This window comes from Sinorhizobium sp. M4_45, assembly GCF_002885915.1.
GTDB classification, from domain to species: domain Bacteria; phylum Pseudomonadota; class Alphaproteobacteria; order Rhizobiales; family Rhizobiaceae; genus Sinorhizobium; species Sinorhizobium meliloti_A.
Window position 1 is genome coordinate 106,379 of record NZ_NWVE01000004.1, and the last position, 23,503, is coordinate 129,881.

At 64.3% G+C, this 23,503-nt stretch carries 21 protein-coding genes; 8 read left to right on the forward strand and 13 right to left on the reverse strand.

Going from position 1 to position 23,503, the window contains the following annotated elements; genetic code table 11:
- Positions 1–99: 99 nt before the first annotated feature.
- Positions 100–1,239 (forward strand): molecular chaperone DnaJ, encoded by a 1,140-nt coding sequence (gene dnaJ / locus CN933_RS13465; RefSeq protein ID WP_102761773.1) that lies wholly within the window; start codon positions 100–102, stop codon positions 1,237–1,239.
- A gap of 154 nt (positions 1,240–1,393) precedes the next feature.
- On the opposite strand, the gene CN933_RS13470 is transcribed toward dnaJ, so the two are convergent.
- The 4 genes from CN933_RS13470 to CN933_RS13485 form a co-directional block, all read right to left on the reverse strand.
- Positions 1,394–2,278, reverse strand: coding sequence for a DUF2182 domain-containing protein (locus tag CN933_RS13470; RefSeq protein ID WP_018093813.1), 885 nt, complete (start codon positions 2,276–2,278; stop codon positions 1,394–1,396).
- Between the two features lie 4 nt (positions 2,279–2,282).
- The gene (locus tag CN933_RS13475) at positions 2,283–2,918 is read right to left on the reverse strand and encodes a DUF1326 domain-containing protein (RefSeq protein ID WP_018093814.1); all 636 of its coding nucleotides are present in this window, start codon (positions 2,916–2,918) and stop codon (positions 2,283–2,285) included.
- A gap of 114 nt (positions 2,919–3,032) precedes the next feature.
- Entirely contained in the window at positions 3,033–4,037 is a 1,005-nt protein-coding gene (locus tag CN933_RS13480) for an inorganic phosphate transporter (RefSeq protein ID WP_018093815.1), read from the reverse strand.
- On the reverse strand, positions 4,037–4,681 hold the full coding sequence (locus tag CN933_RS13485) for a DUF47 domain-containing protein (RefSeq protein WP_018093816.1): 645 nt from the start codon (positions 4,679–4,681) through the stop codon (positions 4,037–4,039). The genes CN933_RS13480 and CN933_RS13485 overlap by 1 nt, the downstream gene beginning before the upstream one ends.
- Before the next feature lie 233 nt (positions 4,682–4,914).
- On the opposite strand from CN933_RS13485, the gene recF reads away from it, so the two are divergent.
- Genes recF through CN933_RS13500 form a run of 3 tightly spaced genes read left to right on the forward strand, consistent with a single transcriptional unit; the run spans position 4,915 to position 7,320 of the window.
- Positions 4,915–6,039, forward strand: coding sequence for a DNA replication/repair protein RecF (recF, locus tag CN933_RS13490; protein WP_026168494.1), 1,125 nt, complete (start codon positions 4,915–4,917; stop codon positions 6,037–6,039).
- Between the two features lie 26 nt (positions 6,040–6,065).
- Positions 6,066–6,842, forward strand: coding sequence for a molybdopterin-synthase adenylyltransferase MoeB (locus tag CN933_RS13495; protein ID WP_018093818.1), 777 nt, complete (start codon positions 6,066–6,068; stop codon positions 6,840–6,842).
- Positions 6,843–6,849: 7 nt separating this feature from the next.
- Positions 6,850–7,320 (forward strand): GNAT family N-acetyltransferase, encoded by a 471-nt coding sequence (locus tag CN933_RS13500; RefSeq protein ID WP_018093819.1) that lies wholly within the window; start codon positions 6,850–6,852, stop codon positions 7,318–7,320.
- 117 nt (positions 7,321–7,437) lie between these two features.
- On the opposite strand, the gene CN933_RS13505 is transcribed toward CN933_RS13500, so the two are convergent.
- The 9 genes from CN933_RS13505 to CN933_RS13545 form a co-directional block, all read right to left on the reverse strand.
- The gene (locus CN933_RS13505; protein ID WP_018093820.1) at positions 7,438–8,094 is read right to left on the reverse strand and encodes a TetR family transcriptional regulator; all 657 of its coding nucleotides are present in this window, start codon (positions 8,092–8,094) and stop codon (positions 7,438–7,440) included.
- 64 nt (positions 8,095–8,158) lie between these two features.
- On the reverse strand, positions 8,159–11,305 hold the full coding sequence (locus CN933_RS13510; protein ID WP_018093821.1) for a multidrug efflux RND transporter permease subunit: 3,147 nt from the start codon (positions 11,303–11,305) through the stop codon (positions 8,159–8,161).
- A 10-nt stretch (positions 11,306–11,315) separates the two neighbouring features.
- On the reverse strand, positions 11,316–12,527 hold the full coding sequence (locus CN933_RS13515) for an efflux RND transporter periplasmic adaptor subunit (protein WP_494297771.1): 1,212 nt from the start codon (positions 12,525–12,527) through the stop codon (positions 11,316–11,318).
- 402 nt (positions 12,528–12,929) lie between these two features.
- On the reverse strand, positions 12,930–13,940 hold the full coding sequence (locus CN933_RS13520; RefSeq protein WP_018093823.1) for an ABC transporter ATP-binding protein: 1,011 nt from the start codon (positions 13,938–13,940) through the stop codon (positions 12,930–12,932).
- A gap of 16 nt (positions 13,941–13,956) precedes the next feature.
- Complete coding sequence (locus tag CN933_RS13525) at positions 13,957–15,021, reverse strand: Gfo/Idh/MocA family protein (protein WP_018093824.1); 1,065 nt, start codon at positions 15,019–15,021, stop codon at positions 13,957–13,959.
- A complete protein-coding gene (locus CN933_RS13530) occupies positions 15,018–15,857 on the reverse strand; it encodes a carbohydrate ABC transporter permease (protein ID WP_018093825.1) in 840 nt (279 codons plus the stop codon). The genes CN933_RS13525 and CN933_RS13530 overlap by 4 nt, the downstream gene beginning before the upstream one ends.
- Before the next feature lie 12 nt (positions 15,858–15,869).
- On the reverse strand, positions 15,870–16,817 hold the full coding sequence (locus CN933_RS13535; RefSeq protein WP_018093826.1) for a carbohydrate ABC transporter permease: 948 nt from the start codon (positions 16,815–16,817) through the stop codon (positions 15,870–15,872).
- A 266-nt stretch (positions 16,818–17,083) separates the two neighbouring features.
- The gene (locus tag CN933_RS13540; RefSeq protein WP_018093827.1) at positions 17,084–18,343 is read right to left on the reverse strand and encodes an ABC transporter substrate-binding protein; all 1,260 of its coding nucleotides are present in this window, start codon (positions 18,341–18,343) and stop codon (positions 17,084–17,086) included.
- A 55-nt stretch (positions 18,344–18,398) separates the two neighbouring features.
- The gene (locus CN933_RS13545) at positions 18,399–19,295 is read right to left on the reverse strand and encodes an N-acetylmuramic acid 6-phosphate etherase (protein WP_018093828.1); all 897 of its coding nucleotides are present in this window, start codon (positions 19,293–19,295) and stop codon (positions 18,399–18,401) included.
- A 199-nt stretch (positions 19,296–19,494) separates the two neighbouring features.
- Here CN933_RS13545 and CN933_RS13550 point away from each other — a divergent pair, with 199 nt between their 5' ends.
- The 4 genes from CN933_RS13550 (at position 19,495) to nagA (ending at position 23,411) form a co-directional block, all read left to right on the forward strand.
- Positions 19,495–20,379 carry a glucosamine kinase nucleotide-binding domain-containing protein gene (locus tag CN933_RS13550; protein ID WP_102761774.1) on the forward strand — a complete coding sequence of 295 codons (885 nt, stop codon included), beginning with the start codon at positions 19,495–19,497 and terminating at the stop codon, positions 20,377–20,379.
- The gene (locus tag CN933_RS13555; RefSeq protein ID WP_018093830.1) at positions 20,376–21,140 is read left to right on the forward strand and encodes a GntR family transcriptional regulator; all 765 of its coding nucleotides are present in this window, start codon (positions 20,376–20,378) and stop codon (positions 21,138–21,140) included. Before CN933_RS13550 ends, CN933_RS13555 begins: the two co-directional genes overlap by 4 nt.
- A 91-nt stretch (positions 21,141–21,231) precedes the next feature.
- On the forward strand, positions 21,232–22,254 hold the full coding sequence (locus CN933_RS13560; RefSeq protein WP_102761812.1) for an SIS domain-containing protein: 1,023 nt from the start codon (positions 21,232–21,234) through the stop codon (positions 22,252–22,254).
- A complete protein-coding gene (gene nagA, locus CN933_RS13565) occupies positions 22,251–23,411 on the forward strand; it encodes an N-acetylglucosamine-6-phosphate deacetylase (protein ID WP_018093832.1) in 1,161 nt (386 codons plus the stop codon). The genes CN933_RS13560 and nagA overlap by 4 nt, the downstream gene beginning before the upstream one ends.
- The last annotated feature ends 92 nt before the right edge of the window (positions 23,412–23,503 follow it).

Sequence of the window (23,503 nt, forward strand, 5' to 3'; positions counted from 1 at the left end):
CTTAAAGGTTTACTAAATCCTGTGGCAAGATAATCAGGCAGCCGTCGGATCCTTCGCGCTGGCAAGCCCTGTCGCTGATAACAGGACGATCTTTGAAGCATGAAACGTGATCTTTACGAAACGCTTGGCGTTCAAAAAAACGCGGACGAAAAGGAGCTGAAGAGCGCCTTTCGCAAACTCGCGATGAAATATCACCCGGACAGGAATCCCGGCGACCAGGAATCGGAAAAGTCCTTCAAGGAAATCAACGAAGCCTATGAGACGCTGAAGGACCCGCAGAAACGGGCAGCCTATGACCGCTACGGCCATGCGGCCTTCGAGCAGGGCGGCATGGGCGGAGGCTTCGGCAACGGCTTCGCCGGCGGCGGAGCGCACGGCTTCTCCGATATTTTCGAGGACATCTTCGGCGAGATGATGGGTGGCCGTCAGCGCCGCTCGTCCGGCGGACGCGAGCGCGGCGCGGACCTGCGCTACAACATGGAGATTTCGCTCGAGGAGGCCTATTCCGGCAAGACGGCGCAGATCCGCGTGCCGACGTCGATCACCTGCGACGTCTGCACCGGCACGGGCGCCAAGCCCGGTACCAGCCCGAAGACCTGCGGCACCTGTCAGGGTACCGGCCGCGTCCGCGCGGCCCAGGGCTTCTTCTCGATCGAGCGGACCTGCCCGACCTGCGGCGGCCGCGGCCAGACGATCGCCGACCCTTGCACCAAATGCCACGGCCAGGGCCGCGTCGTGGAGGAGCGGACGCTCTCGGTCAACATTCCGGCCGGTATCGAGGACGGCACGCGCATCCGGCTTTCCGGCGAGGGCGAGGCCGGCCTTCGCGGCGGCCCGGCGGGCGACCTCTACATCTTCCTCTCGGTCAAGCCGCATGAGTTCTATCAGCGCGACGGCACGGATCTCTATTGCGCCGTGCCGATCTCCATGACGACGGCGGCGCTCGGCGGCAAGTTCGACGTCACCACGCTCGACGGTACCAAATCGCGCGTGACCGTGCCGGAAGGCACGCAGGCCGGCAAGCAGTTCCGCCTCAAGGGCAAGGGCATGCCGGTGCTGCGCTCCAGCCAGACGGGCGATCTCTATATCCAGATTCAAATCGAAACGCCGCAGAAGCTCACCAAGCGCCAACGCGAGTTGCTGCAGGAATTCGAGCAGATCTCGTCCAAGGAGAACAATCCCGAATCGACGGGCTTCTTCTCCCGGATGAAGGATTTCTTCGATACGCTGAGCGATTGAGGTAACGTCTCGGATGTTGCGCCTTCCCCTGTGCGGCCGCTTGGGGAAGGGGCCTGTGACTGCGCGGCTTGTCCCTTCTCCGGTGAAACCGGCAGAAGGTGGCGGCAGCCGGAGGAGGGCCCGTTCGGCGGTCCCCCTGCATGGCGCCATCCGCCTATATTGCAGCTGAAACCAATTGCCACAGGCCGGCGGCGATGAGCAGCGTGCCCGCAATACGGGAGAGGAGGCGGCCCGGGAAGAAGACCTTCTCCGCCAGCACGAAGATGGCGATTGCCGCAATCCAGAGCACATTCATGATGCCGCCGACGAAAAGAAGCGTCATCAGCGCCCAGCAGCAGCCGATGCAATAGAGCCCGTGGCGCAAGCCCAGTCCGACGGCTCCCGCCGGGTCGCGGCGAAAGCCGCCGTGGCGCTGCAGGAACACGATCGGCGCCTGACATTGGCTGAGGCAGGAATCCTTGAGCGGCGTCCATTGGTAAAGACCCGCGACGATCAACACGGCACCGCTGAAGATGCGACTGGCGCTTGCCAGCGCCGGCGACAGCAGGGTTCCCTCCATGAGCCATTGCCCAAGCGTCGCGGCAAGCGCAAATCCCACCCAGGCAAGGAGATAGCCGCCGGCGAAAAAACCGGTCGCCGCAAAGGGCTTGCCCTCTTTCCGGCTTTGCCGGCCGACCCGGGCATAGAGCAGGATCATCGGCGTTGCCGAAGGCAGCATCATGCCGACCATCATCACGATCCACATGGTCAGGGTGACGCCGGCTTCTACGGAACTCCAGGGACGTGGTGAAATGCCGAGGACGGTGCCGAGCGACAGGGCGGCGCCGGCGTCCATCTCCATGCCGTCCATCTCCATGGCAGGGTCCATCCGCATGTCCGCTCCCATGCCGGGACCGGACATGCTCATGCCATCAATGTTCATGGCTGCTGCCAGCCAAAGAGTGTATGTCCAGGCGATCACCGTCAATGCGGCGAGCGACACTGCCACGATGACGCGATCCCGTCTGAGCAGGCTTTCAAGCGCGGTGTCGGCCGGCATGACGTCAGTGAACCACGCCGCTTCCGGTCATGTGCAGATTGGCGAAGTGGGCGTGCGAATCCGCGAGCGAAACTGCCAGCGGCCCGCTCGTCTCGGCCCAGCCGCGCCCCACCTCGCAGCGGTCGTATTCGAAACCGTGCGGAAGGTTGATGCGGGCGTGGTGCTCCTCACCGGTCACCGGATTGACGATGGGCTCGCCGCGAGCCTCCATCCAACCCGGAATGTTGACGCGCGCGGAGCGCCTTTCGACGTCGATCTCGAAATCGATCGGCGCGAAAACCGGTTCGTGGAAGGTCTCGAAAGTCGTCGCGAACACCTGGAAGAAGGTGGCGCCGGGCTCGGTGTCCTGGCCGCTCATGATCCGTAGCAGCGCCTCCCGCTGCTCGTCGGAGGCACGCTCGTCGATGATCGGAACCACCGCGCCCCTGCCCTCGTGAATGGCACCGGGCCAGGATACGATCATGCCGCACCTCAAGCCGTCGAGCCGGGTGTCGCCATGGTATCCCTCGTCGATATCGACGACCCCGATCGCGCGGCAATGCCCCTCGGTAGGCAGTGCGTTAAACTGGCACGGGCAGCCATAGGCGCAGTTGCAATGGATGAATTCGCGGCCCTTGATCGTCCACTCGACGTCCGTCATCGTTTCCTCCTCAGATACGATGGAAGTTTCACTCTCCTCCGAATGCAATTCTATTAGATGGCGGGAATATACTCCCCGCCGACGGCAATGCCAACGGGGTGCCTCGCGAAAGCGTCAGGCGATGAGGTCCACGGCGAAATAGCAGAGCGCCGAGATCAACGCTGCCGCCGGCATGGTGATCACCCACGCGACGACGATGTTGCCGGCGAGCCCCCACCGCACCGCCGATACCCGCCTCGCCGCGCCGACGCCGATGATCGCGCCGGTGATCGTGTGGGTGGTCGAAACCGGAATGCCGAGCCAGGTCGCCGCGAACAGCGTGATGGCACCGCCCGTCTCCGCGCAGAAGCCCTGCATCGGGTTGAGTTTGGTGATCTTCGAGCCCATCGTGTGGACGATCCTCCAGCCGCCGAAGAGCGTGCCGAGCGCGATCGCCGCCTGGCATGTGATGACCACCCAGAAGGGCACGTAGAATTCCGAGCCGAGATAGCCCTGCGAGAAGAGAAGCACGGCAATGATGCCCATGGTCTTCTGCGCATCGTTGCCGCCATGGCCGAGCGAATAGAGGGAGGCCGAAACGAATTGCAGCACCCGGAAGGTGCTGTCGACGGCGAAGGGCGTCTGGCGGACGAAGACCCAGGAGACGATCAGGATCAACAGCAGTGCCAGAACGAAGCCGATGCCCGGCGACATGACGATGGCGCCGGCCGTCTTCAGGAGTCCTTGCCAGACGATCGAGCTGAAACCGGTCTTGGCCAGCCCGGCACCGACGAGGCCGCCGATGAGCGCGTGCGAGGAACTCGACGGGATGCCGAAGACCCAGGTGACGATGTTCCAGGTGATTGCGCCCATCAGCGCCGCGAAGATCACCTGCGGCGTGACGATACCCGGATCGATGATGCCCGTTCCAAGCGTTTCGGCGACGTGCAGTCCGAAGAAGAGGAAGGCGATGAAGTTGAAGAACGCCGCCCAGAAAACAGCATATTGCGGCCGGAGCACGCGAGTCGAAACGATGGTCGCGATCGAATTGGCCGCATCGTGCAAGCCGTTGAGGAAGTCGAAGAAAAGCGCGACGGCAATGAGCCCCACGAGCAGCGGGAAGGCGAGCGTCGCATCCATCAGACGTTCTCGATCACGATGCCGCTGATTTCGTTTGCCACGTCCTCGAAGCGGTCGACGACCTTTTCCAGTTCGCCGTAGATCTCGCTGCCGATGATATAGGCCATAGGATTGGAAGCGCCGTGGCGCTGGAAGAGATCCTTCAAGCCCTGCTCGTGGAGCTGGTCGGATCTATCCTCGACATGCGTCACCTCCTCGGCGATGGCGCCGAGGCGATGGGCATTGGCGCCGATCCGACTGAGGAGCGGAATGGCCTCGGCGACCAGATGGGCGGCCTCGACGACCGCCGCGCCCATGGCCTGCATGCCGGGGTCGAAGCTCTTCTGTTCGTAGAGCCGGATCGTTTTCACCGTCTTGTGCATCATGTCGATCGCATCGTCCATCGACTGGATGAGATCCTTGATGTCGCCGCGGTCGAAGGGGGTGATGAAGCTGCGGCGGACGGCCAGCAGAACCTCGCGGGTGATCTCGTCGGCCTCGTTCTCGAGCGCGACGATGCGGTCGCAATGGCTTTCGATGTCAGGACCGCCGGCAAGCAGCGCGTTCAGCGCCTCCGCCGCACCCATGACGGTGCGCGAATGGTCGGCGAAGAGGTCGAAGAAACGGTCTTCCCGGGGGAGGAGCTTGCGAAACAGGCCGAGCATCAGGGATCCATCCAACTGTCGATTGTCACGCAGTTGTCATATTGTACTTGCGCGCTCGGGGAAAGTTCCGGTGCGGCCGAAAAAAAGGGCTTTCCCACAGGCGATTGGGCGGCAATGCGCAGCCCGGACACGGAATTGCCGCGGGCCGTGGAGAGGCAGACGGAACGCCCTTTCCGCCTTGCCTTGGCCCGGCTTTCATCCTACCTGACAGCAACGTCGAATTCGGACCCGCAATGCCCCACAAGGTCTTTCTCACACGCCTGAAACTGAGCGACTTTCGCAACTATGCAACGCTGGCGCTCGACCTCGACCAGCGTCATGTGGTGCTGACCGGCGAGAACGGCGCGGGTAAAACCAATCTGATGGAGGCGGTCTCCCTTCTTTCGCCCGGGCGCGGCTTGAGGCGCGCTGCCTATGCGGATATCGCCCGGGTCGGCGCCGCCGATGGTTTCTCGATCTTCGCCGCCGTCGACGGCATGGAAGGTTCGGTGGAGATCGGCACCGGTACTCAAGGGACCGAGGAGGGGCAATCACGGCGCCTCAGACTCAACGGCACTGCGGCCCGCACGGTCGACGAACTCACCGATCACCTCCGGGTGCTCTGGCTCACGCCGGCGATGGATGGCCTCTTCACCGGCCCTTCCGCCGACCGCAGGCGCTTTCTCGACCGGCTGGTGCTGTCGCTCGATCCCGGGCACGGCCGGCGCGCCAGCGAGTTCGAGCGCGCCATGCGCAGCCGCAACCGGCTACTCTCGGAATTCCGACCCGATCCCGCCTGGCTGTCGGCCATCGAGCGCGAAATGGCCGGGCTCGGCATCTCCATGGCGCTCGCCCGTCAGGAGATGCTTGGCCTGCTCTCGGCCCTCGTCGAGCGAAGCCGGAGCGATGGGACCTTTCCGTCCGCAAGCCTGTCGCTCGCCGGCTTTCTCGATGACTGTGCAGGTATTCCCGCCTTTGAACTCGAAGAGCGCTATCTGGCAATGCTCGCCGAAGGCCGTGCCCGCGATGCGGCCGCCGGCCGCACGCTCGACGGGCCGCACCGCACCGATCTCCTGATCCGCCACCGGGAAAAGGACATGGAGGCAGAGCGTTGTTCGACCGGCGAGCAGAAGGCGCTGCTCGTCGGTCTGGTTCTCGCGCATGCACGGCTCGTCGGGGATATGACCGGCCACGCCCCGGTGTTGCTGCTCGACGAAATCGCCGCCCATCTCGATCGGGGACGCCGTGCCGCCCTCTTCGATCTGGTCGACGGGCTCGGCGGCCAAGCCTTCATGACGGGCACCGACCGGGCGATGTTCGACGCCCTTGGCGAGCGGGCTCAATATCTGGCCGTTGCAAACGGCCGCGTTTCCGGGTGACATAGAGCGCCGTCCGCGAAAATTAAATGGAGACGCCAATGACGACCGATGCGACGCTCGCTCCTTCGGAGATCGCGCGCTACGCACGCCACATCGTGCTGCCGGAGATCGGCGGCCCGGGGCAGCAGAAACTCAAGGCCGCGCGCGTGCTCGTCATCGGCGCGGGCGGGCTCGGCGCGCCGGCTCTGCAATATCTCGCGGCCGCCGGTGTCGGCACGCTCGGGATCGTCGACGATGACGTGGTCTCGTTGTCGAACCTGCAGCGTCAGGTGATCCACGCCACCGCCGATATCGGGCGGCCGAAGGTCGAGAGCGCCGCCGCGGCGATCGACGCCCTCAATCCACATGTGAAGGTCATGACGCACGCGCTCAGGCTGGACCCCGAAAATGCCGATGCGCTCTTGCGCCAATACGATCTCGTCGTCGACGGGTCGGATAATTTCGATACGCGTTATCTCGCCGCCGATACGGCCGCGGCGGCAGGCGTGGCGCTCGTCACCGGTGCCGTCGGACGCTTCGACGGCTCGGTCACCGTGCTGAAGCCCTACGAGACCGATGCCGAGGGGCACCCGAATCCCTCCTACCGCGATCTCTTCCCGGAGCCGCCGCCGCCGGGCACCGTGCCGAGCTGCGCCGAAGCGGGCGTCCTGGGCGCGCTCACCGGCGTCATCGGCACGCTGCAGGCGATGGAAGCGATCAAGCTCGTCACCGGCATCGGCGAGCCGCTGGTCGGCCGTCTGCTGCTCTACGATGCGCTCGCCGCCCGGTTCGACACGATCCGCTATCGGCGCGGCACGCGTTGAGCACGCCATGAAGACGGTTCGCATCGACGCCAGCTTCGATCGTTACGAGGAGTTGCTGTCGCTGATCCGTGCGTCCTTCGCCTATATGGACAGCCGCATCGATCCGCCCTCCTCGGCCCATGCGCTGACGGCGGCCTCCCTTAACCGGAAAGCAAGAGACGAGATCGCCTTCGTGGCCGTCGCCGGGCGTGAGCTCCTGGGCTGCATCTTCTGCAAGCCGGAAGCGGACTGTCTCTATATCGGCAAACTCGCCGTCGCTCCCGGCTTCCAGGGAAAGGGAGTAGGACGGATGCTCATCGCCGCCGCCGAGGAAACGGCGCGCGGTCTGGGCCTGCCTGCGCTGAGGCTTCAGACACGCATCGAGCTCACCGGGAACCAGGCCGCTTTTGCGGCTTTGGGCTTCGTGGAGACGGCGCGAACCGCCCATCCAGGCTTCACCCGCCCGACCTCGGTCGATATGCGCAAAGTGCTCAGCTAAATCGCGATGCTTTTGGGTCGGGTCGATCTAAAAACACGACCGTGATCGGTTCCACGAAGTTGAGACGCGGGATGCGGGCGGAAACCGCACACGTTTTTCCTCATCCCGCTCTTTTCCTCATTCCGCTCCAGGGCCGAGGTGTGGGGAGGTATCGCCGCGAGCCGGCACCCGCCGGAAGCCCGCAAAGAGAGACTGGAGCGCTTCGCTCCCCTGGGCCACGAGGTCGAAGCGACGGCCGAACAGCAGCCATTCGGTACAAAGCCCCATCATCATCCAGCGCAGGGCCCGTGCCGCGGTCGGCGGCGCCCAGTGCTCCTGCAACTGGCCCCTTTCCAATGCCCGGGCGAAGGCAAGCTCCAGAAGGGCATCGTGGCGCTCCTCGATCTCGCGCTGGCGCACGAGAACGGCGGACATGTCATTGTCGTAGTCGCAGCGCAGCATGATCGCGAGAATGCGCTGCCGCTGCTCGTCCGCGGCCAGGGTCGTCAACCAGTCGCTGGTCGCGCTCTCGACGATGGCGAGCGTGTCGAAGGCTTCCGTTTCGATCTCGCGTGCGATCATGTCTTCGTGAGGCAGCGGCACGGCCTCGTAAAGGGCGAGGAAGAGATCCGTCTTGTTGGCGAAATGCCAGTAGATGGCGCCGCGGGTGACGCCTGCCTCCTTCGCCACTTCCTCGAGCGTCGTATTGGGAACGCCCTTCTTGTAGAACATCCGCTCGGCGGCACACAGGATCTTCTGTCTTGTGGCCTCGGCGTCGGCCTTGGTTCGGCGCATCTATTCAAATTCTCCTTCGGCGACGGCCCGCCCGCCGCCCTAGGCGGGCGGGCCGTCTTCGATATTATTCGGCCGGGCTGGCGGTTTCGGATGCTGGCTTGGCCGCCTCCGGCGCCGCTCTTCCGCGTTCGAAGATCTTCATCACGAACACGAAGAAGACCGGGACGAAGAAGATCGCCAGCACCGTCGCCGAGATCATGCCGCCCATGACTCCCGTGCCGATGGCGCGCTGGCTGCCGGAACTTGCGCCCGTCGCGATCGCCAGCGGCAGGACGCCGAGGGTGAAGGCGAGCGAGGTCATCAGGATCGGCCGGAAGCGCAGATGCGCAGCCTCCAGTGTCGAGTCGATGAGCGACTTGCCCTGTTCGCGGAGTTCCTTGGCGAACTCGATGATCAGGATCGCGTTCTTCGCCGAAAGCCCGATGATCGCGATCAGGCCGACCTTGAAGTAGACGTCGTTCGGCATGTCCCGCATCGTCACGGCAAGCACGGCGCCGATGACGCCGAGCGGCACGACCATGATGACCGAGACCGGAATGGACCAGCTCTCATAAAGCGCCGCCAGGCACAGGAAGACGAGCAGGCAGGAGAGCGCAATCAGGAGCGGCGCCTGCGAGCCCGACTGGATTTCCTGCAGCGACTGCCCCGTCCATTCATAGCCGAAGCCCGCCGGAAGCTGGGCCACCAGGCGCTCCATCTCGGCGATCGCATCGCCGGAGGAGTAGCCGGGCGCGGCCTCGCCGCTGATGCGGACCGCCGGATAACCGTTATAGCCCACCGTTTGCGTCGGCGCCTTGACCCATTCCACGTCCGCAAAGGCCGAAAGCGGAACCATGCCGCCATTGGAGTTGCGGACGTTCAGGTTCAGGAGATCCGCCGTCTGCATGCGCTTCGTTTCGTCCGCCTGCACCGTCACGCGCTGCATGCGGCCGGCATTCGGGAAGTCGTTGACATAGGACGAGCCGAGATTGGTCGAGATGGTCGAGTTGATGTCGGCAAAGGTCACGCCGAAGGTATTGGCCTTCTCGCGGTCGATATTGACGCTGACCTGCGCCGCATCGGGCATGCCCTCGAAGCGGACCCCCGTCAGGACCTTGCTCTGGGAGGCGAGGCCGAGCAGCTGATCGCGCGCTTGCGCCAGCGCCTCTTGACCGAGACCCGCACGGTCCTGCAGGCGGAAAGAAAACCCGCCGGTCGTCCCGAGCCCCTGGATCGCCGGAGGCGACAGAGCGAAGCTGATCGCATCCTTGATCTGACTCATGGCCATCGTGGCGCGGCCGGCGATCGACTGGGCGGAGTTGTCAGCATCGCGCTCGCTCCAGTCCTTGAGCGTCACGAAGGCGAGCCCCGCATTCTGCCCGCTCCCGAAAAAGGAGAAGCCGTTGATCGCCACGATCGTGTCGACCGCCTTTTCCTGGCCGAAGATGGTCTCGGTCTGCTCGATCACCTCCGTGGTGCGGTTTGCAGTCGCTTCCGAAGGCAGTTGCATCATCACGATGACGAAGCCCTGGTCCTCGTCCGGCAGAAAGGACGAAGGAAGCTGGAGAAAGGCCCAGCCGAGGCCGGCAAGCAGCGCGAGATAGATGACCATGAAGCGGCCGGTCCGCCGGACGATGCCCCCGACGGCGCGCGTGTAGCCGTGCGACGTCCGGTCGAAACCGCGATTGAACCAGCCGAAGAAGCCACGCTTGGCGTGATGGTGACCCTTCGGAACCTGCTTGAGGAAGCTTGCGCAAAGCGCCGGCGTCAGCGACAGCGCAAGCAGCGCCGAGAACAGGATCGAGACGACCATGGTAAGACTGAACTGGCGGTAGATCACGCCGACGGCGCCCGGGAAGAAGGCCATCGGGATGAACACCGAAGCCAGCACCAGGGTGATGCCGATCACCGCACCGGTGATCTGCTTCATCGCCTTGCGGGTTGCATCCTTCGGAGTGAGCCCTTCTTCCGACATGATACGCTCGACGTTCTCGACCACAATGATCGCATCGTCGACGAGAATGCCGATCGCCAGCACCATGCCGAACATCGTCAGCACGTTGATCGAGAAGCCCATCGCCAGCATGACGGCGCAGGTGCCGAGCAGGGCGACCGGCACGACGATGGTGGGAATGATCGTATAGCGGACGTTCTGCAGAAAGAGGAACATTACCAGGAAGACGAGGCCGACTGCCTCGACGAGGGTGTGCAGCACCTTCTCAATCGACACCGCGACGAAGGGCGAGGTGTCATAGGGGACCGAATATTCGAGCCCTTGCGGGAAGAACTCCGCGAGCTCGTCCATGCGCGCCTTGATCGCTGCCGAGGTCGACATCGCGTTGCCGCTCGGAGAGAGCTGCACGGCGATGGCCGCCGAGGGGCTGCCGTTGAGGCGGGTGGAGAAGGTGTAGCTTTCGCCGCCGATCTCGAGGCGCGCGACGTCGCGCAGCCGCACGGCGGAGCCGTCGGCATTCGCCCTCAGCACGATGGCACCGAATTCCTCCGGGGTCGAAAGCTGACCCTTGATGACGACCGGAGCGGTGACCTGCTGCGTGATCGGATTCGGCTGGGCGCCGATCGAGCCCGAGGCGATCTGGGCGTTTTGAGCCTGGATCGCTGCCGTGACGTCGGCTGCCGTCAGGTTGAGGCCGAGCATCTTGTCGGGATCAAGCCAGACGCGCATCGAGCGCTCGGTCGCAAAGAGCTGGGCGCGTCCGACGCCGGGCACGCGCTGGATCTCGCTGAGCACGTTGCGGCTGAGATAGTCGCCAAGCCCGATCGCGTCCATCGAACCGTCGGTCGACGTGAGCGAGATGATCAGCAGGAAGCCGGCGCCGGCCTCGTCCACCTGCACGCCTTGCTGCCTGACGGGATCGGGCAGGCGCGGTTCGACGCGCTGCACCCGGTTCTGAATGTCGACCGAGGCCTGGCTTGGATCGGTGCCCGGCTGGAAGGTGGCGTCGATCGAGACCGAGCCGGAGGAGCTGGTCGACGATTCGAAGTAAAGCAGCCCCTCGACGCCGTTCAGCTCGTCCTCGATCAGCCGCGTGACGCTCTGATAGGTGTCCTGCGAGGAGGCGCCGGGATAGTTGGTATTGATCGATATCTGCGGCGGTGCGACATCCGGATACTGCGAAACCGGCAGGAGCGGGATAGCGATGATGCCGGCGATCATGATGAAGATCGCCACCACCCAGGCAAAGATCGGCCTGTCTATGAAAAAACTGGGCATGATTTCGGTCTCACTTCACTTCGGTGCCGGGCTTTTCGCCGGCATCTGCCGAAGCGCTGGCCTGTTCGGGCGCGGGCTTTGCGTTCGGGTTCCAGTCGGAAGGCTGCACGGGCGCGCCCGGGCCGACTTTCTGGAAACCCTCGACTATGACCTTTTCGCCGGGTTTCAGGCCGGAGGTCACCTGCCAGCGCTCGCCGACGGTGCGTCCGAGCGTGACGTTGCGGAATTCAACCTTGTTGTCGGCATTCACGACATAGACCTGCGACTGCCCGGCATTGTTGCGCTGCACGGCCTGTTGCGGGACGGTGATCGCGTCCTTTTCCAAACCCTGCTGGATCTGGACGCGGACATACATGCCCGGCAGCAGATCGTTGTTCGGGTTGGGGAATTCGCCGCGCAGCGTCACCTGGCCCGTCGTCGCGTCGACGGCGGCTTCGGAGAAGAGCAGCCTGCCCTTGAGGGCGTAGGGCGTCCCGTCGTCGAGGATCAGCTGAACTTCGGCCTCGTTGTTGGCGCTCATCCACTGGCCGTCCTTGAGCGCCTTGCGCAGGCGGATCAGATCCGTCGCCGACTGGGTGAAATCGGCATAGATCGGGTCGAGCTGCTGGATCATTGCAAGGTTCTGGGTGTCGTTGGTGTTGACGAGCGCGCCTTCGGTGATCAGCGCCCGGCCGATCCGGCCGCTGATCGGAGCCGTGACGTTCGTATATTGCAGATTGAGCTTGGCCTCGGCGAGCCCTGCCTCGGCGATGCCGACATCGGCCTCGGCCTGGGCGAGGGCCGCGATCGCATCGTCGTACTGCTGCACGGCGGTGACCTGCGCCTCCTTCAGTCGCGACTGGCGGTCGGCCGTCCGCTTGGCCTGATCGACCACCGCCTGAGCGCGCTTCAGCGTCGCCGCGGCGCTGTCCACCTTGACCTGGAACGGTGCCGGGTCGATGCGGTAGAGCACGTCGCCTTCCTTGACCATGGTGCCCTGCTCGAACACGCGCTCGACGACGATGCCGGAGATGCGCGGGCGGACCTCGGCGATGCGGGTGGCGGTGATGCGGCCGGGCAGTTCGTTGGTGATCGGCAGCGGTTCCGCCTTCGTCGTGAAGACGGCGACCGGCGACGGCGGAGGGGCGGCAGCCGCTGCCTGCTGTTCTTCGTTCTTCTGGCAGCCCGCGAGAAAAATCACGGATGCCAGCGCGGCGGCCAATATCGGTCGGTTCATGCGCATCGCAATGTCCATATTGTCAAAGGACCGGCCGCAGTCGCGGCGTTTCGCAAGCGCTGCGCGGTCCAAAAGTGAGGTGAAGCGGAGCCGGTATCGGCGTGGAAAATACCGGAAAGCTAATATACAGACGCCAATGTATGTTAATTTCTGCCGCAGTGCAACAGAGTTTCGACGCGCCGGCCCGGGAGGTAAAAAAAGGACGAGTCGCAACGGTTTCGGCGTTGCGGGTCGCGGTGATCACGCAGGTGTGATTCGGGCCGAAGCTGTTTCAGGGGGCAAATCGGCCCCTCATCCCGCTGCCGTGACCTTCTCCCCGCCAGCGGGGAGAAGGAAAACAGGGGGACCGTCTGCGCCACGATGCCATGCCCCGCGTGCGGGGAGCGGGCAATCACACCGGCGCTTCTCTTACTGACCCGACTTGATCACCCGCCCGTCCGCATCGAAGCGGTGCATGCTGCCGATTACCGGCGTCGCGTGGACGATGTCGTCGGCGGCGTAGCGGTGTTCGCCGAAGAGGCGCACCGTCAGCAGGCCGACCGTCTCCGATTCGATATAGATGATCGTGTCGGCGCCAAGATGCTCGACATGGATCACCTTGCCCTTCCAGTCCCCGCTTTCACGGGAGAGGCCGATATGCTCCGGACGGATACCGATCGTCTTTGCCTCTCCGTCGCCGAGCTTTGCGGCTTCGATGAAATTCATCTGCGGCGAGCCGATGAAGCCGGCGACGAAAAGGTTGGCCGGGCGATTGTAGAGCTCCATCGGCGAGCCGACCTGCTCGATCCGGCCGGCATTCAGCACGACGATCTTGTCGGCAAGCGTCATCGCCTCGACCTGATCGTGGGTCACGTAGATCATCGTCGCCTTGAGGCTGCGGTGAAGGCGGGCGATCTCGAGCCGCGTGTTGACGCGCAGCGCCGCGTCGAGGTTCGACAGCGGCTCGTCGAAAAGGAAGAGCTTCGGCTCGCGCACGATCGCGCGGCCGATCGCCACGCGCTGACGCTGGCCGCCGGAAAGCTCGGCCGGACGGCGGGCGAGATAGGGTTCGAGCGACAGCATGCCGGCCGCCTTGGCGACCTTTTCTTCGATCTCCGCCTTCGGCACACCCGCCTGCTTCAGCCCGAGGCCCATATTGTCCTTGACGGTCAGGTGCGGATAGAGCGCGTAGGACTGAAACACCATGGCGATGCCGCGCTTGGCCGGCGCCACATGGCCGACCTCGACGCCGTCGATCTGAACGCTGCCCGAGGTCGCGTCCTCGAGGCCGGCGATAGTGCGCAGAAGCGTCGACTTTCCGCAGCCGGACGGACCGACGAAGATGACGAACTCGCCGTCCTTCACGTCCAGGTCGATGCCCTTCAGCACCTCATGACTGCCGAAGGCCTTGCGGATGGTTTTGAGTTGAAGTGATCCCACGTGTCGCCCTCTTGGGTTAAAGCTCGACCGGCTTGCCGGTGCGCACACTCTCGTCGGCGGCGAGGCAGATCTTCAGCGACTGCACCGCATCGTCCATGTGCCGGCCGAGATCGATGTCTTCTCGTATGGCCTTGAGCACGAAGGCCTGCTCGCGCTCGCAAAGCTCCTGGTGGCCGGGCTCGCCCTCCATCACCAGGTCCTCGTCGGATTTCAGGAACCGGCCGTCCGGTCCCGTCGCGGCGCTGTGCACGCGGATGACGGACGTTTTCGTGTGCACGTCGATGTCGTCCGATTTGGCGTTCTGATCCATGACGATCGACACGGAGCCGTTCGGAGACATCACGTCCTTCACGAAAAAGGCCGTCTCGGAGATCATCGGGCCCCAACCCGCCTCGTACCAGCCCACAGAGCCGTCCTCGAAGATCACCTGCAGATGCCCGTAATTGTACATATCCGCGGCGATCTCGTTCGAGAGCCTCAAGCCCATGCCGCGCACCTCGACGGGCCTGGCATCGGTGATCTGGCACATGACGTCGACATAGTGGACGCCGCAATCGACGATCGGCGGTGTCGTCTGTATCAGCGACTTGTGCGTCATCCAGGTCGGGCCGCTCGACTGCTGGTTCAGGTTCATGCGGAAGACAAAGGGCCCTCCGAGCTTGCGGGCTTCCGCGATCAGCCGCATCCAGGACGGGTGGTGGCGCAGGATATAGCCGACGACCAGCTTGCGGCCGTTGGCCCGGGCGCAGGCGACGACGCGCTCGGCGTCGGCGACCGTCGTTGCCAGCGGCTTCTCCACGAAGACGTGGGCTCCCGCCTCCATCGCCATCACCGCGTAGTCCGCATGCGTGTCGGAATAGGTGTTGATCGAGCAGAGCTCGGGCTTCAGCGCGGCCAGCGCCTCCGGGAACGACGGCAGGATCTCGTATCCTGCCAGAGCCTCGGGCAGCGCCACCTTCGATCGGTTGACCAGCCCGGCGATCTCGAAGCCGGGGTTCTGATGATAGGCGAGCGCGTGGCTGCGGCCCATATTGCCGAGCCCGGCGCTGAGCACGCGGATCGGGGGTGCGGATGAATTCACTTGACTGCTCCTGCCGTGATGCCGCGGATCAGCTGCCGCGAGAAGATGACGTAAAGGACGAGGACCGGGAAGATCGCCAGCGACAGCGCCGAGAGGACCGCGTTCCAGTTGGTGACGAACTGGCCGATGAAGATCTGCGAGCCGAGGGTGACGGTCTTGGTCGCCTCGGCGGGCGCGAGGATCAGGGGGAACCAGAGATCGTTCCAGATGGGGATCATGGTGAAGACGGCGACCGTCGCCATGGCCGGGCGGATGAGCGGCAGCACCAGCCGCAGGAAGATCGCATATTCCGACAGGCCGTCGATGCGTCCGGCATTCTTCAGGTCGTCGGATACGGTGCGCATGAACTCGGACAGAATGAATACCGCCAACGGCAGGCCTTGCGCCGTATAGACGAGGATCAGCGCGGTCAGCGTATTGACGAGACCAGTCGCCACCATGCCCTGCAGGATCGCCACCGTTCCGAGCCGGATCGGGATCATGATGCCCAGCGCCAGATAGAGTCCCATCAGCGTATTGCCGCGGAAGCGGTATTCGGAAAGCGCGAAGGCGGCCATGGCGCCGAACAGCAGGACGAGCGTGATCGAGACCACGGTGACGATGATGCTGTTCTGGAAATAGCCGATGAAGTCACCCTGCTTCAGCACCGTTTCGTAGCCGATCAGGCTGAAGGTCTCGGGTGTCGGGATCGCCAGAGGCTCCCGGAAGATCGCGTTGCGGCTCTTGAACGAGTTTACGATCGTCAGGAACACCGGAAAGAGTGCAACGAGCGTATAGGCGATCAGGGCCGCGTGAACGGCGCCCATGCGCACGAAGGAGGCGCGCGCTTTCGACATCTTCTATCCTCCTTAGAACTGATAGCGGCGCATGCGGCGCTGTATGCCGAAGAGATAGAGCGCGACGCCGGCGAGAATGATCAGAAACATGATCGCGGCGATCGTCGCGCCCATCGAACGGTCGCCGAGCTGAAGCTGGAAACCGAAGAAGGTGCGATAGAGCAGGGTGCCCAGGATGTCGGTCGACTTGTCCGGGCCGGCCAGCGCGCCCTGCACCGTATAGATCAGATCGAAGGCGTTGAAATTGCCGACGAAGGTGAGGATCGACACGATGCCGATGGCAGGCAGGATCAGCGGAAGTTTGATCTTCCAGAACTGGCTCCAGCCGGTGACGCCGTCGAGCTCCGCCGCCTCGGTCACCTCGTCTGGAATGTTGAGGAGCGCCGCATAGATCAGCATCATCGGGATGCCGATATATTGCCAGACGGAGATAAGCGAAACCGCGATAAGCGCGGTGTCGGGCTTGCCGAGCCAGGGACCGAACAGCGATCGCAGGCCGACCGTGTCGAGAAGATAGGGGGCGACGCCCCAGATCGGCGACAGGATCAGCTTCCAGATGAAACCGACGATGACGAAGGAGAGCAGCGTCGGCAGAAAGATCGCCGTGCGGTAGAAGGCGCCGAAGCGCAGCTTCGGGACGGACAGCATGGCGGCGAGCGCGATGCCGATCGGGTTCTGCACGGCCATGTGGATCAGGAAAAAGACGAAATTGTTCTTGAGCGCGTTCCAGAAATCCGCCGCCCAGCGCGGGTCGCCGAACAGAACCTTGAAATTGCCCAGGCCCACGAAGGTCAACTGGCCGTCAACCGTGTTGTAGAAGGACTGGCGCAGCGTCTCGAAGAGCGGAAGGATCATCACCGCCGTGTAGACGACGAGCGCCGGCAGCAGAAAGACGAGGATGTGCCAGCGCCGCGGGCGCCTGATCTCGGTGACGTCGGTCGTGATTTCACGTGGGTTCATCGGCCTCTGGCCCGTTCTCAAACCGGCTGGCCATAAGGGCGCAGCCTCGATTTCTTTCGAAATGCGGCGCGGCTTCCTGCCTTGCACCGTGCTTCCGTCAGGCGTCCCGGGGTCGCGGAGAGCCGGCAAGCCGCTTCGATCCGCTCGTTACAGGCGCGGCGCCTTAGCGCCGGTGCCCGAGCAATCCATGACGCCGCCCCGCATGCGATACGTTTGCACATGTCGGGGAGGGTGCGCAGACGGCGTCCACACACCCCGTTTCGGTCTTACTTTACCGGCTTGAACCAGCTGTCGAGGCCGTCCTGGAGCTTCTTGGCCGCCGCCTCCGGCGTGTCCGTGCCGTTGATGACATTGGCCGACATGACCCAGGTTTCGTTCTCGAGGTTAGGGGTTCCGCGCGACAGGATCTGATAGGTCGAGCGGATGGTCGGCTTGCATTTCTCCCGCCAGGAGACGAATTCCTGAGCGAGCGGATCGGACATCTTCACCGCCGTCGAATTCAGGCTGAAGAAGCCGGGCAGGGCGTTCGCATAGATATCCGCGAACTCCGGCGAGGCGACCCAGGTGAGGAAGGTCTTGGCGGCATCCGCATTCTTGCTCTTGGCATTGAGTCCGATGCCGATGTCGTTGTGGTCGGAGATGTAGCAGGTATCGCCCGCCTTCTTCACCGGGGGCGGAAAGGCACCCATCTTGAATTCGGCCTGTGTGTTGAAGCCGGAGATTTCCCAGGAGCCGGCCGGGTAGATTGCCGCCCGGCCGAGCGTGAAGAGGTTCTGGCTGTCCGGATAGGTCTGCGCCTCGAAGCCGTCGCCGAGGTAATCCTTCCACTTCGCCAGCACGCGGAAAGGCTCGACCCACGGCTCGTCGGTCAGTTTCTGCTCGCCTTTCAGCAGAGCCAGACGGCCTTCCTCGCCCTTCCAGTAGTTCGGGCCGATGTTCTGGTAGCCCATCGTGGCGGCTTCCCAGAGGTCCTTGGTGCCCATCGCCATCGGGATGTAGTTGCCGTCCGCCTTGATCTTTTCGAGGACCGCGAAGAACTCCTCCTCGGTCGTCGGAACGGAAAGGCCGAGCTGGTCGAAGGCATCCTTGTTGTAGATGAAGCCGTGAATGACGGAAGCCATCGGCACGCAGAAGGTCGCCTTGCCGTCGTCGGTCGTCCACGCGGATTTGGCGACGTCGGAGAAATTCTCCATGCCGGGAAGACCGGTCAGGTCGGCAAGATGCTTCTTGTTGTAGAGTTCGAGCGAGGCGTCGAAGGGACGGCAGGTGATGAGGTCACCCGCGGAGCCGGCGTCGAGCTTGGCGTTGAGGGCGGCGTTGTATTCGGTGGGGGCCGAGGGCGCGAATACCACTTTGATGCCCGGGTTCTTCGCCTCGAAGGCGGGGATCAGCTTTTCCTGCCAGATCGCCAGGTCGTCATTGCGCCAGCTTTCGATCGTCAGCGTTGCATCCTGGGCTTGTGCAAGCCCGGTCGAGCCGAGAATGCTCGATGCGAGCAGCAAGCCTTTCATTGTTGTGCGGGTCATGCAGTTTCTCCCCTTTAGGCGCGTGTCGCGCGGTTTTGAATTCCCAGTTTATCTCTCACGCCCCGACGATGGCGATCGCCCGGCGCAAATTCTGATCGGCGCGCTCGAGCGCGTCCTCGGCATGGGCGATGTCCCTCGCTCCGGATGCGAGCAGGATCGCCAGCTTGACCGACCCGGCGGCAAGGCCGAGAAGCCTGTCCGCCTCGGCGGCGCCGATGCCGGTTATGTCCGAGACGATCCGGATCGCCCGGCCGCGCAGCTTGATGTTGTCGGCACGCAGATTGACCATGTGACCATCGAGCACGTGGCCGAGATGGATGCCGACCATGGTCGAAAGCATGTTGAACGCGATCTTCTGAGCCGTCCCGGCGCCCATGCGGGTCGAGCCGGACACGACTTCCGGAGGCGTCTCCAGGAGGATGGAGACGTCGGCGTTCAGAAGGAGCGGTGCGCCGGCATTGTTGGCCATGCCGATGACGCGTGCGCCGCGTTGCCCGGCCTCGTCGGCAGCGGCGATCGCATAGGGCGTGGAACCGCTGGCGGAAACCGAAATGAGGCAGTCGCCCGCCCCGATTCCGGCGTTGCGCACATCGGCGCGCGCGAGCTCCATGTCGTCCTCATAGCCGCCGGCAAGATCGGTGAGGCTTTCGGCGCCGCCGGCAATGAGAACGACGATCTGCTCCCGAGCTATGCCGTAGGTGCCGGGCAGTTCGAGCGCGTCCGCCATCGCCATCAACCCGGAGCTTCCTGCGCCGGCATAGGCAAGCCGGCCGCCGGAGGCAAGGCTGTCCGCCGCAAGGCGGGCCGCGGCGGAAATCGGCTTGATCGCCTGTTCCACCGACCTTGCCGCCTCCTGCTGACCGGCTGCGAGCAAACGAAGGGCCAGCTCCGGACGCATGACGTCCAGGCCCTTGGCATTGTCGCGGCGTTCTTCGGTCTTGGCTGGCGGCATGGCATCGTCCTCCTCTTCTGGAATTAATGCCAAAAAAATACCACTTGTCTAGGAGAAATTTAACTTTTACCGCAAGAAACCACTGAAAAAAGAAATAAATCTATATTTTTCAAAGAAGCAGGCTGGGGAATGATCTGTAGTCAGAAATCTCGCTTGGTTAATGGTATTTTTTTGGTATCTTGTGGTGACGGAGGTGCCCATGGCGTTTTACCTGATCGGAATTGATGGCGGCGGAACGAGCTGCCGCGCGGCTGTGGCAGCCCTCGAAGGCCGCATTCTCGGCCGCGGCAAGGCGGGCGCCGCGAACATCCTTACCGATCCGGAAACGGCGCTTCAGAACATAACCGATGCGGCGCGCAACGCTTTCGGGGATGCGGGCCTCGACCAGGCCGCAATTGCGGCATCGCGCGCCATCGTCGGTGTCGCCGGCCACAATGTGGGCGATGCCGTTCATTACGTGAAGAGGCGGCTTCCCTTCGCTCAGGCCGATATCGAGTCCGACGGGCTGATCGCGCTGCAGGGCGCTCTCGGCGACGGGGACGGGGCCGTCGCGATACTCGGGACGGGCACGATCTATATCGCGCGCCGGGGCGATGAGATCAGCTATGTCGGCGGCTGGGGCTTCACTATCGGAGATCACGGCAGCGGCGCACGCATCGGTCACGCGCTGCTGCAGGAGAGCCTGCTCGCCTATGACGGCATACATGAAGGCTCGCGCGTGACCGATGCCATACTTGCCGAGTTCAACCACGACCCGCGCGACATCGTCGACTTCGCACGGCTCGCCAAACCCGGCGAGTTCGGCCGCTATGCGCCGCGCGTCTTCGACTATGCCGAGCGCGGCGACCCTGTGGCAGTCAGCCTGTTGGAGGCTGCCGCCGCGACGGTGGACGAGGCGCTCGACGTGGTGGTTTCGAGGGGAAGCGAGAAGCTGTGCCTGCTCGGAGGATTGGCGCCGCTTTATCGCCGCTGGCTGGCCGACCGGCATCAGCCGCGCTTCGTCGAGGCGCAGGCCGATGCTTTGACCGGCGCCGTCGCGCTGGCGGCGGCCCGTTTCGGCTCCCATTCCGGGGTATCGGCATGAACCAGCAGCTCGCCGCCATTCTGCCGCTCGAAACCCTGCAGTCGGGGGGCGCCGGCCCGCTCTATCTGAAGCTCAGACAATCGCTCGAAGAGGCAATCCTGTCGGGCAAGCTCAATCACGGAGATGCGCTGCCGCCGGAGCGGGATCTTGCGGATTACGCCAATGTCAGCCGAGTCACGGTCCGCAAAGCCGTCGACGATCTCGTGCGTGACGGGCTCCTCGTGCGCCGCCACGGTTCCGGGACCTTCGTCGTCCGGCCGGTTTCGCGCGTCGAGCAGTCGCTCTCGCGCCTGACCTCGTTCACCGAGGACATGGCCCGGCGCGGCCTCAACACGCGTGCGGAATGGCTGGAACGCGGGCTCTTCCATCCCTCGCCGGACGAGATGATGACCCTCGGGCTTGCGGCCGACGCGCTGGTGGCGCGCCTTGGGCGGCTCCGTATTGCCGACGACATGCCGCTTGCGATCGAACGCGCCTGCGTTTCGGCGGAATTCGTTCCCGATCCGCTCGCCGTCGCCTCCTCGCTCTATTCAGAGCTCGAGAAGAAACAGGCCCGGCCGGTGCGCGCGGTGCAGCGGATCTCCGCCTGCAATATCAAGGAACCGGACGCGGCCATGCTCGGCGTCGCGGTCGGCGCCGCCGGTCTTTCGATCGAGCGCGTCTCCTATCTTGCTTCGGGGCGTGTGGTCGAATTCACGCGGTCGCTCTACCGCGGCGATGCCTATGATTTCGTCGCGGAGCTGACGATCCCGGAAAATTGAGCCCGGCGTGGCCGGACGAGGGAAGGGCGGGACCAAAAGTGTAAAGCGGTTTTCCGCCCGCATCCCGCCTGTTTGATGAAAGGACATGACGATGCAGACCAACATGCGGCGAGAAATCGACGAGATTCCCGAGGCCGCAGCCCGGTTGCTGGAGCGCTCGGCCACGGAGCTGGCGCAAGCAGGCGCGGCGCTGCGCGACAAGGATCCGGCCTTTCTGGTAACGATCGCCAGAGGCTCTTCCGACCATGCCGCGCTGTTCCTGAAATACGCGATCGAGCTCACGATCGGTCGTCCGGTCGCCTCGCTCGGACCATCGCTGGCGTCGATATACGGTGCCGATCTGAAACTCGGCGGTGCGGCGGCGATTGCGATCTCGCAGTCCGGCAAGAGCCCGGACATCGTGGCCATGGCCGAAGCCGCGACACGCGCCGGCGCCGTTTCGATCGCGCTGACGAACACGCTGCCGTCGCCGATCGCCGAGGCCTGCACCCACCCGCTCGACATTCTCGCCGGGCCCGAAATTGCCGTTGCGGCGACCAAGTCCTATGTTAACTCGATCGTCGCCGGTCTTGCCGTGCTCGGCGAGTGGACCGGCGACGCGACGCTCAAGCATGCGGTCGCCGATCTGCCGAACCAGCTTGCCAAGGCCGTGAAGCTCGATTGGCAGGACTTTGCCGACGACCTTGCAGAAGCGGAATCGCTCTATGTGCTGGGCCGCGGTCCGGCGCTGGCCATCGCCAGCGAAGCGGCGCTGAAGTTCAAGGAGACGTCCGGCATGCATGCCGAGGCCTATTCCGCTGCAGAGGTGCTGCACGGACCGGTGGCGCTGGTCGGGCCCCGGTTCCCGGTGCTTGTGCTGGCCGCCCGCGATGCTGCCGAGGCCTCGGTTGCCGATATCGCGGACGGCATGAGCGCAAAGGGCGCGGTGGTGCACGTGACCTCGGCACGGGCGAGCAAGGCAAAGCGCCTGCCCTTCGTCGAGACCGGGCACCCGCTCACCGACGCCTTGGCACTGATCCTGCCGTTCTATGGCTTCGTCGAGGCCTGGTCCCGCTCGCGCGGTCTCAATCCCGACGCACCGGAGAACCTCAAGAAGGTGACGGAGACACGATGACTGCGAAGAAGACGATCAGCGGAGCGCGGATTTTTGACGGCATCGACTGGCACGACGGGGCAGCCCTCGTGATCGAGGCGGGACACGTCAAGGCGATTGCGCCGGCGGGAAGCGTCCCCGCCGGCGGCGAAACCGTCGACGCGCGTGGCCTGCTTCTCGTGCCCGGTTTCATCGATCTGCAGGTGAATGGCGGCGGCGGCGCGCTTCTGAACGAAGCGCCGACCCTCGAAAGCATCCGGAAGATCTGCGCAGCGCATGCGAAATTCGGCACGACGGCGCTGCTGCCGACGCTGATCACCGACACGCGCGCGGTCAGGACCGCGGCCATTGCAGCAGGCGTCGAGGCGAAAGCCGCGGCGGTTCCGGGCTTCCTCGGCCTGCATCTCGAAGGCCCGCATCTGTCCGTCGCCCGCAAGGGGGCTCACGATCCGGCGCTGATCCGCCCGATGGGCAATGACGATCTTGCCGAGATACTCGCTTGCGCAGAGGCGCTCGGCCGTCTGATGCTCACCGTGGCCCCGGAAAACGCCACCAGGGAGCAGGTGCGGGCGCTGGCCGATGCCGGCGTCGTGGTGAGCCTCGGCCATACCGACGTGGATTACGATACCGCCTGCGCCTATGCCAAAGCGGGTGCCCGGACCGTCACGCATCTCTTCAACGCCATGAGCGGGCTCGGCCATCGCGAGCCCGGCGTGGTCGGCGCGGCGCTTTCGACCGGCACGCTCCACGCCGGGATGATCGCCGATGGTTTTCACGTTCACCCGGCGTCGATGGGCATCGCGCTGCGCGGCAAGAAAGGCCCTGGTCAGATTTTCCTGGTCACCGACGCCATGTCGCCGATCGGCACCGACCAGACGAGTTTCTTCCTGAACGGACGGGAAATCCTGCGCCAGGGCGGGCGCCTGACGCTTGCCGACGGCACGCTTGCCGGCGCCGATATCGACATGCTGTCGTCGGTCCGCTTCGTCCACCAAAGGCTTGGTCTGCCGATCGAAGAGGCGGTTCGCATGGCCTCCGCCTATCCCGCCGACGCCATGGGGATCGCCTCGCACAAGGGCCGGCTCCTGCCTGGTACGGATGCGGACTTCGTGCTGCTCACGCCGGAACTCGCAATGAAATCGACCTGGATCGGCGGGGAGGCGGTTTTTGCGGCTTGAGCCAGCTTGGCGGAGCGATACACGGCAAGATGCCCCTCACCCTAACCCTCTCCCCGCAGGCGGGGAGAGGGTACTTGCCCTATGAAACACGG

Bases quoted from the DNA above. Each gene is read 5' to 3' on its own strand.
- dnaJ (WP_102761773.1), top strand. From the start codon at position 100: ATGAAACGTGATCTTTACGAAACGCTTGGCGTTCAAAAAAACGCGGAC.
- CN933_RS13470 (WP_018093813.1), bottom strand. From the start codon at position 2,278: ATGCCGGCCGACACCGCGCTTGAAAGCCTGCTCAGACGGGATCGCGTC.
- CN933_RS13475 (WP_018093814.1), bottom strand. From the start codon at position 2,918: ATGACGGACGTCGAGTGGACGATCAAGGGCCGCGAATTCATCCATTGC.
- CN933_RS13480 (WP_018093815.1), bottom strand. From the start codon at position 4,037: ATGGATGCGACGCTCGCCTTCCCGCTGCTCGTGGGGCTCATTGCCGTC.
- CN933_RS13485 (WP_018093816.1), bottom strand. From the start codon at position 4,681: ATGCTCGGCCTGTTTCGCAAGCTCCTCCCCCGGGAAGACCGTTTCTTC.
- recF (WP_026168494.1), top strand. From the start codon at position 4,915: ATGCCCCACAAGGTCTTTCTCACACGCCTGAAACTGAGCGACTTTCGC.
- CN933_RS13495 (WP_018093818.1), top strand. From the start codon at position 6,066: ATGGAGACGCCAATGACGACCGATGCGACGCTCGCTCCTTCGGAGATC.
- CN933_RS13500 (WP_018093819.1), top strand. From the start codon at position 6,850: ATGAAGACGGTTCGCATCGACGCCAGCTTCGATCGTTACGAGGAGTTG.
- CN933_RS13505 (WP_018093820.1), bottom strand. From the start codon at position 8,094: ATGCGCCGAACCAAGGCCGACGCCGAGGCCACAAGACAGAAGATCCTG.
- CN933_RS13510 (WP_018093821.1), bottom strand. From the start codon at position 11,305: ATGCCCAGTTTTTTCATAGACAGGCCGATCTTTGCCTGGGTGGTGGCG.
- CN933_RS13515 (WP_494297771.1), bottom strand. From the start codon at position 12,527: ATGCGCATGAACCGACCGATATTGGCCGCCGCGCTGGCATCCGTGATT.
- CN933_RS13530 (WP_018093825.1), bottom strand. From the start codon at position 15,857: ATGTCGAAAGCGCGCGCCTCCTTCGTGCGCATGGGCGCCGTTCACGCG.
- CN933_RS13535 (WP_018093826.1), bottom strand. From the start codon at position 16,817: ATGAACCCACGTGAAATCACGACCGACGTCACCGAGATCAGGCGCCCG.
- CN933_RS13540 (WP_018093827.1), bottom strand. From the start codon at position 18,343: ATGACCCGCACAACAATGAAAGGCTTGCTGCTCGCATCGAGCATTCTC.
- CN933_RS13545 (WP_018093828.1), bottom strand. From the start codon at position 19,295: ATGCCGCCAGCCAAGACCGAAGAACGCCGCGACAATGCCAAGGGCCTG.
- CN933_RS13550 (WP_102761774.1), top strand. From the start codon at position 19,495: ATGGCGTTTTACCTGATCGGAATTGATGGCGGCGGAACGAGCTGCCGC.
- CN933_RS13555 (WP_018093830.1), top strand. From the start codon at position 20,376: ATGAACCAGCAGCTCGCCGCCATTCTGCCGCTCGAAACCCTGCAGTCG.
- CN933_RS13560 (WP_102761812.1), top strand. From the start codon at position 21,232: ATGCAGACCAACATGCGGCGAGAAATCGACGAGATTCCCGAGGCCGCA.
- nagA (WP_018093832.1), top strand. From the start codon at position 22,251: ATGACTGCGAAGAAGACGATCAGCGGAGCGCGGATTTTTGACGGCATC.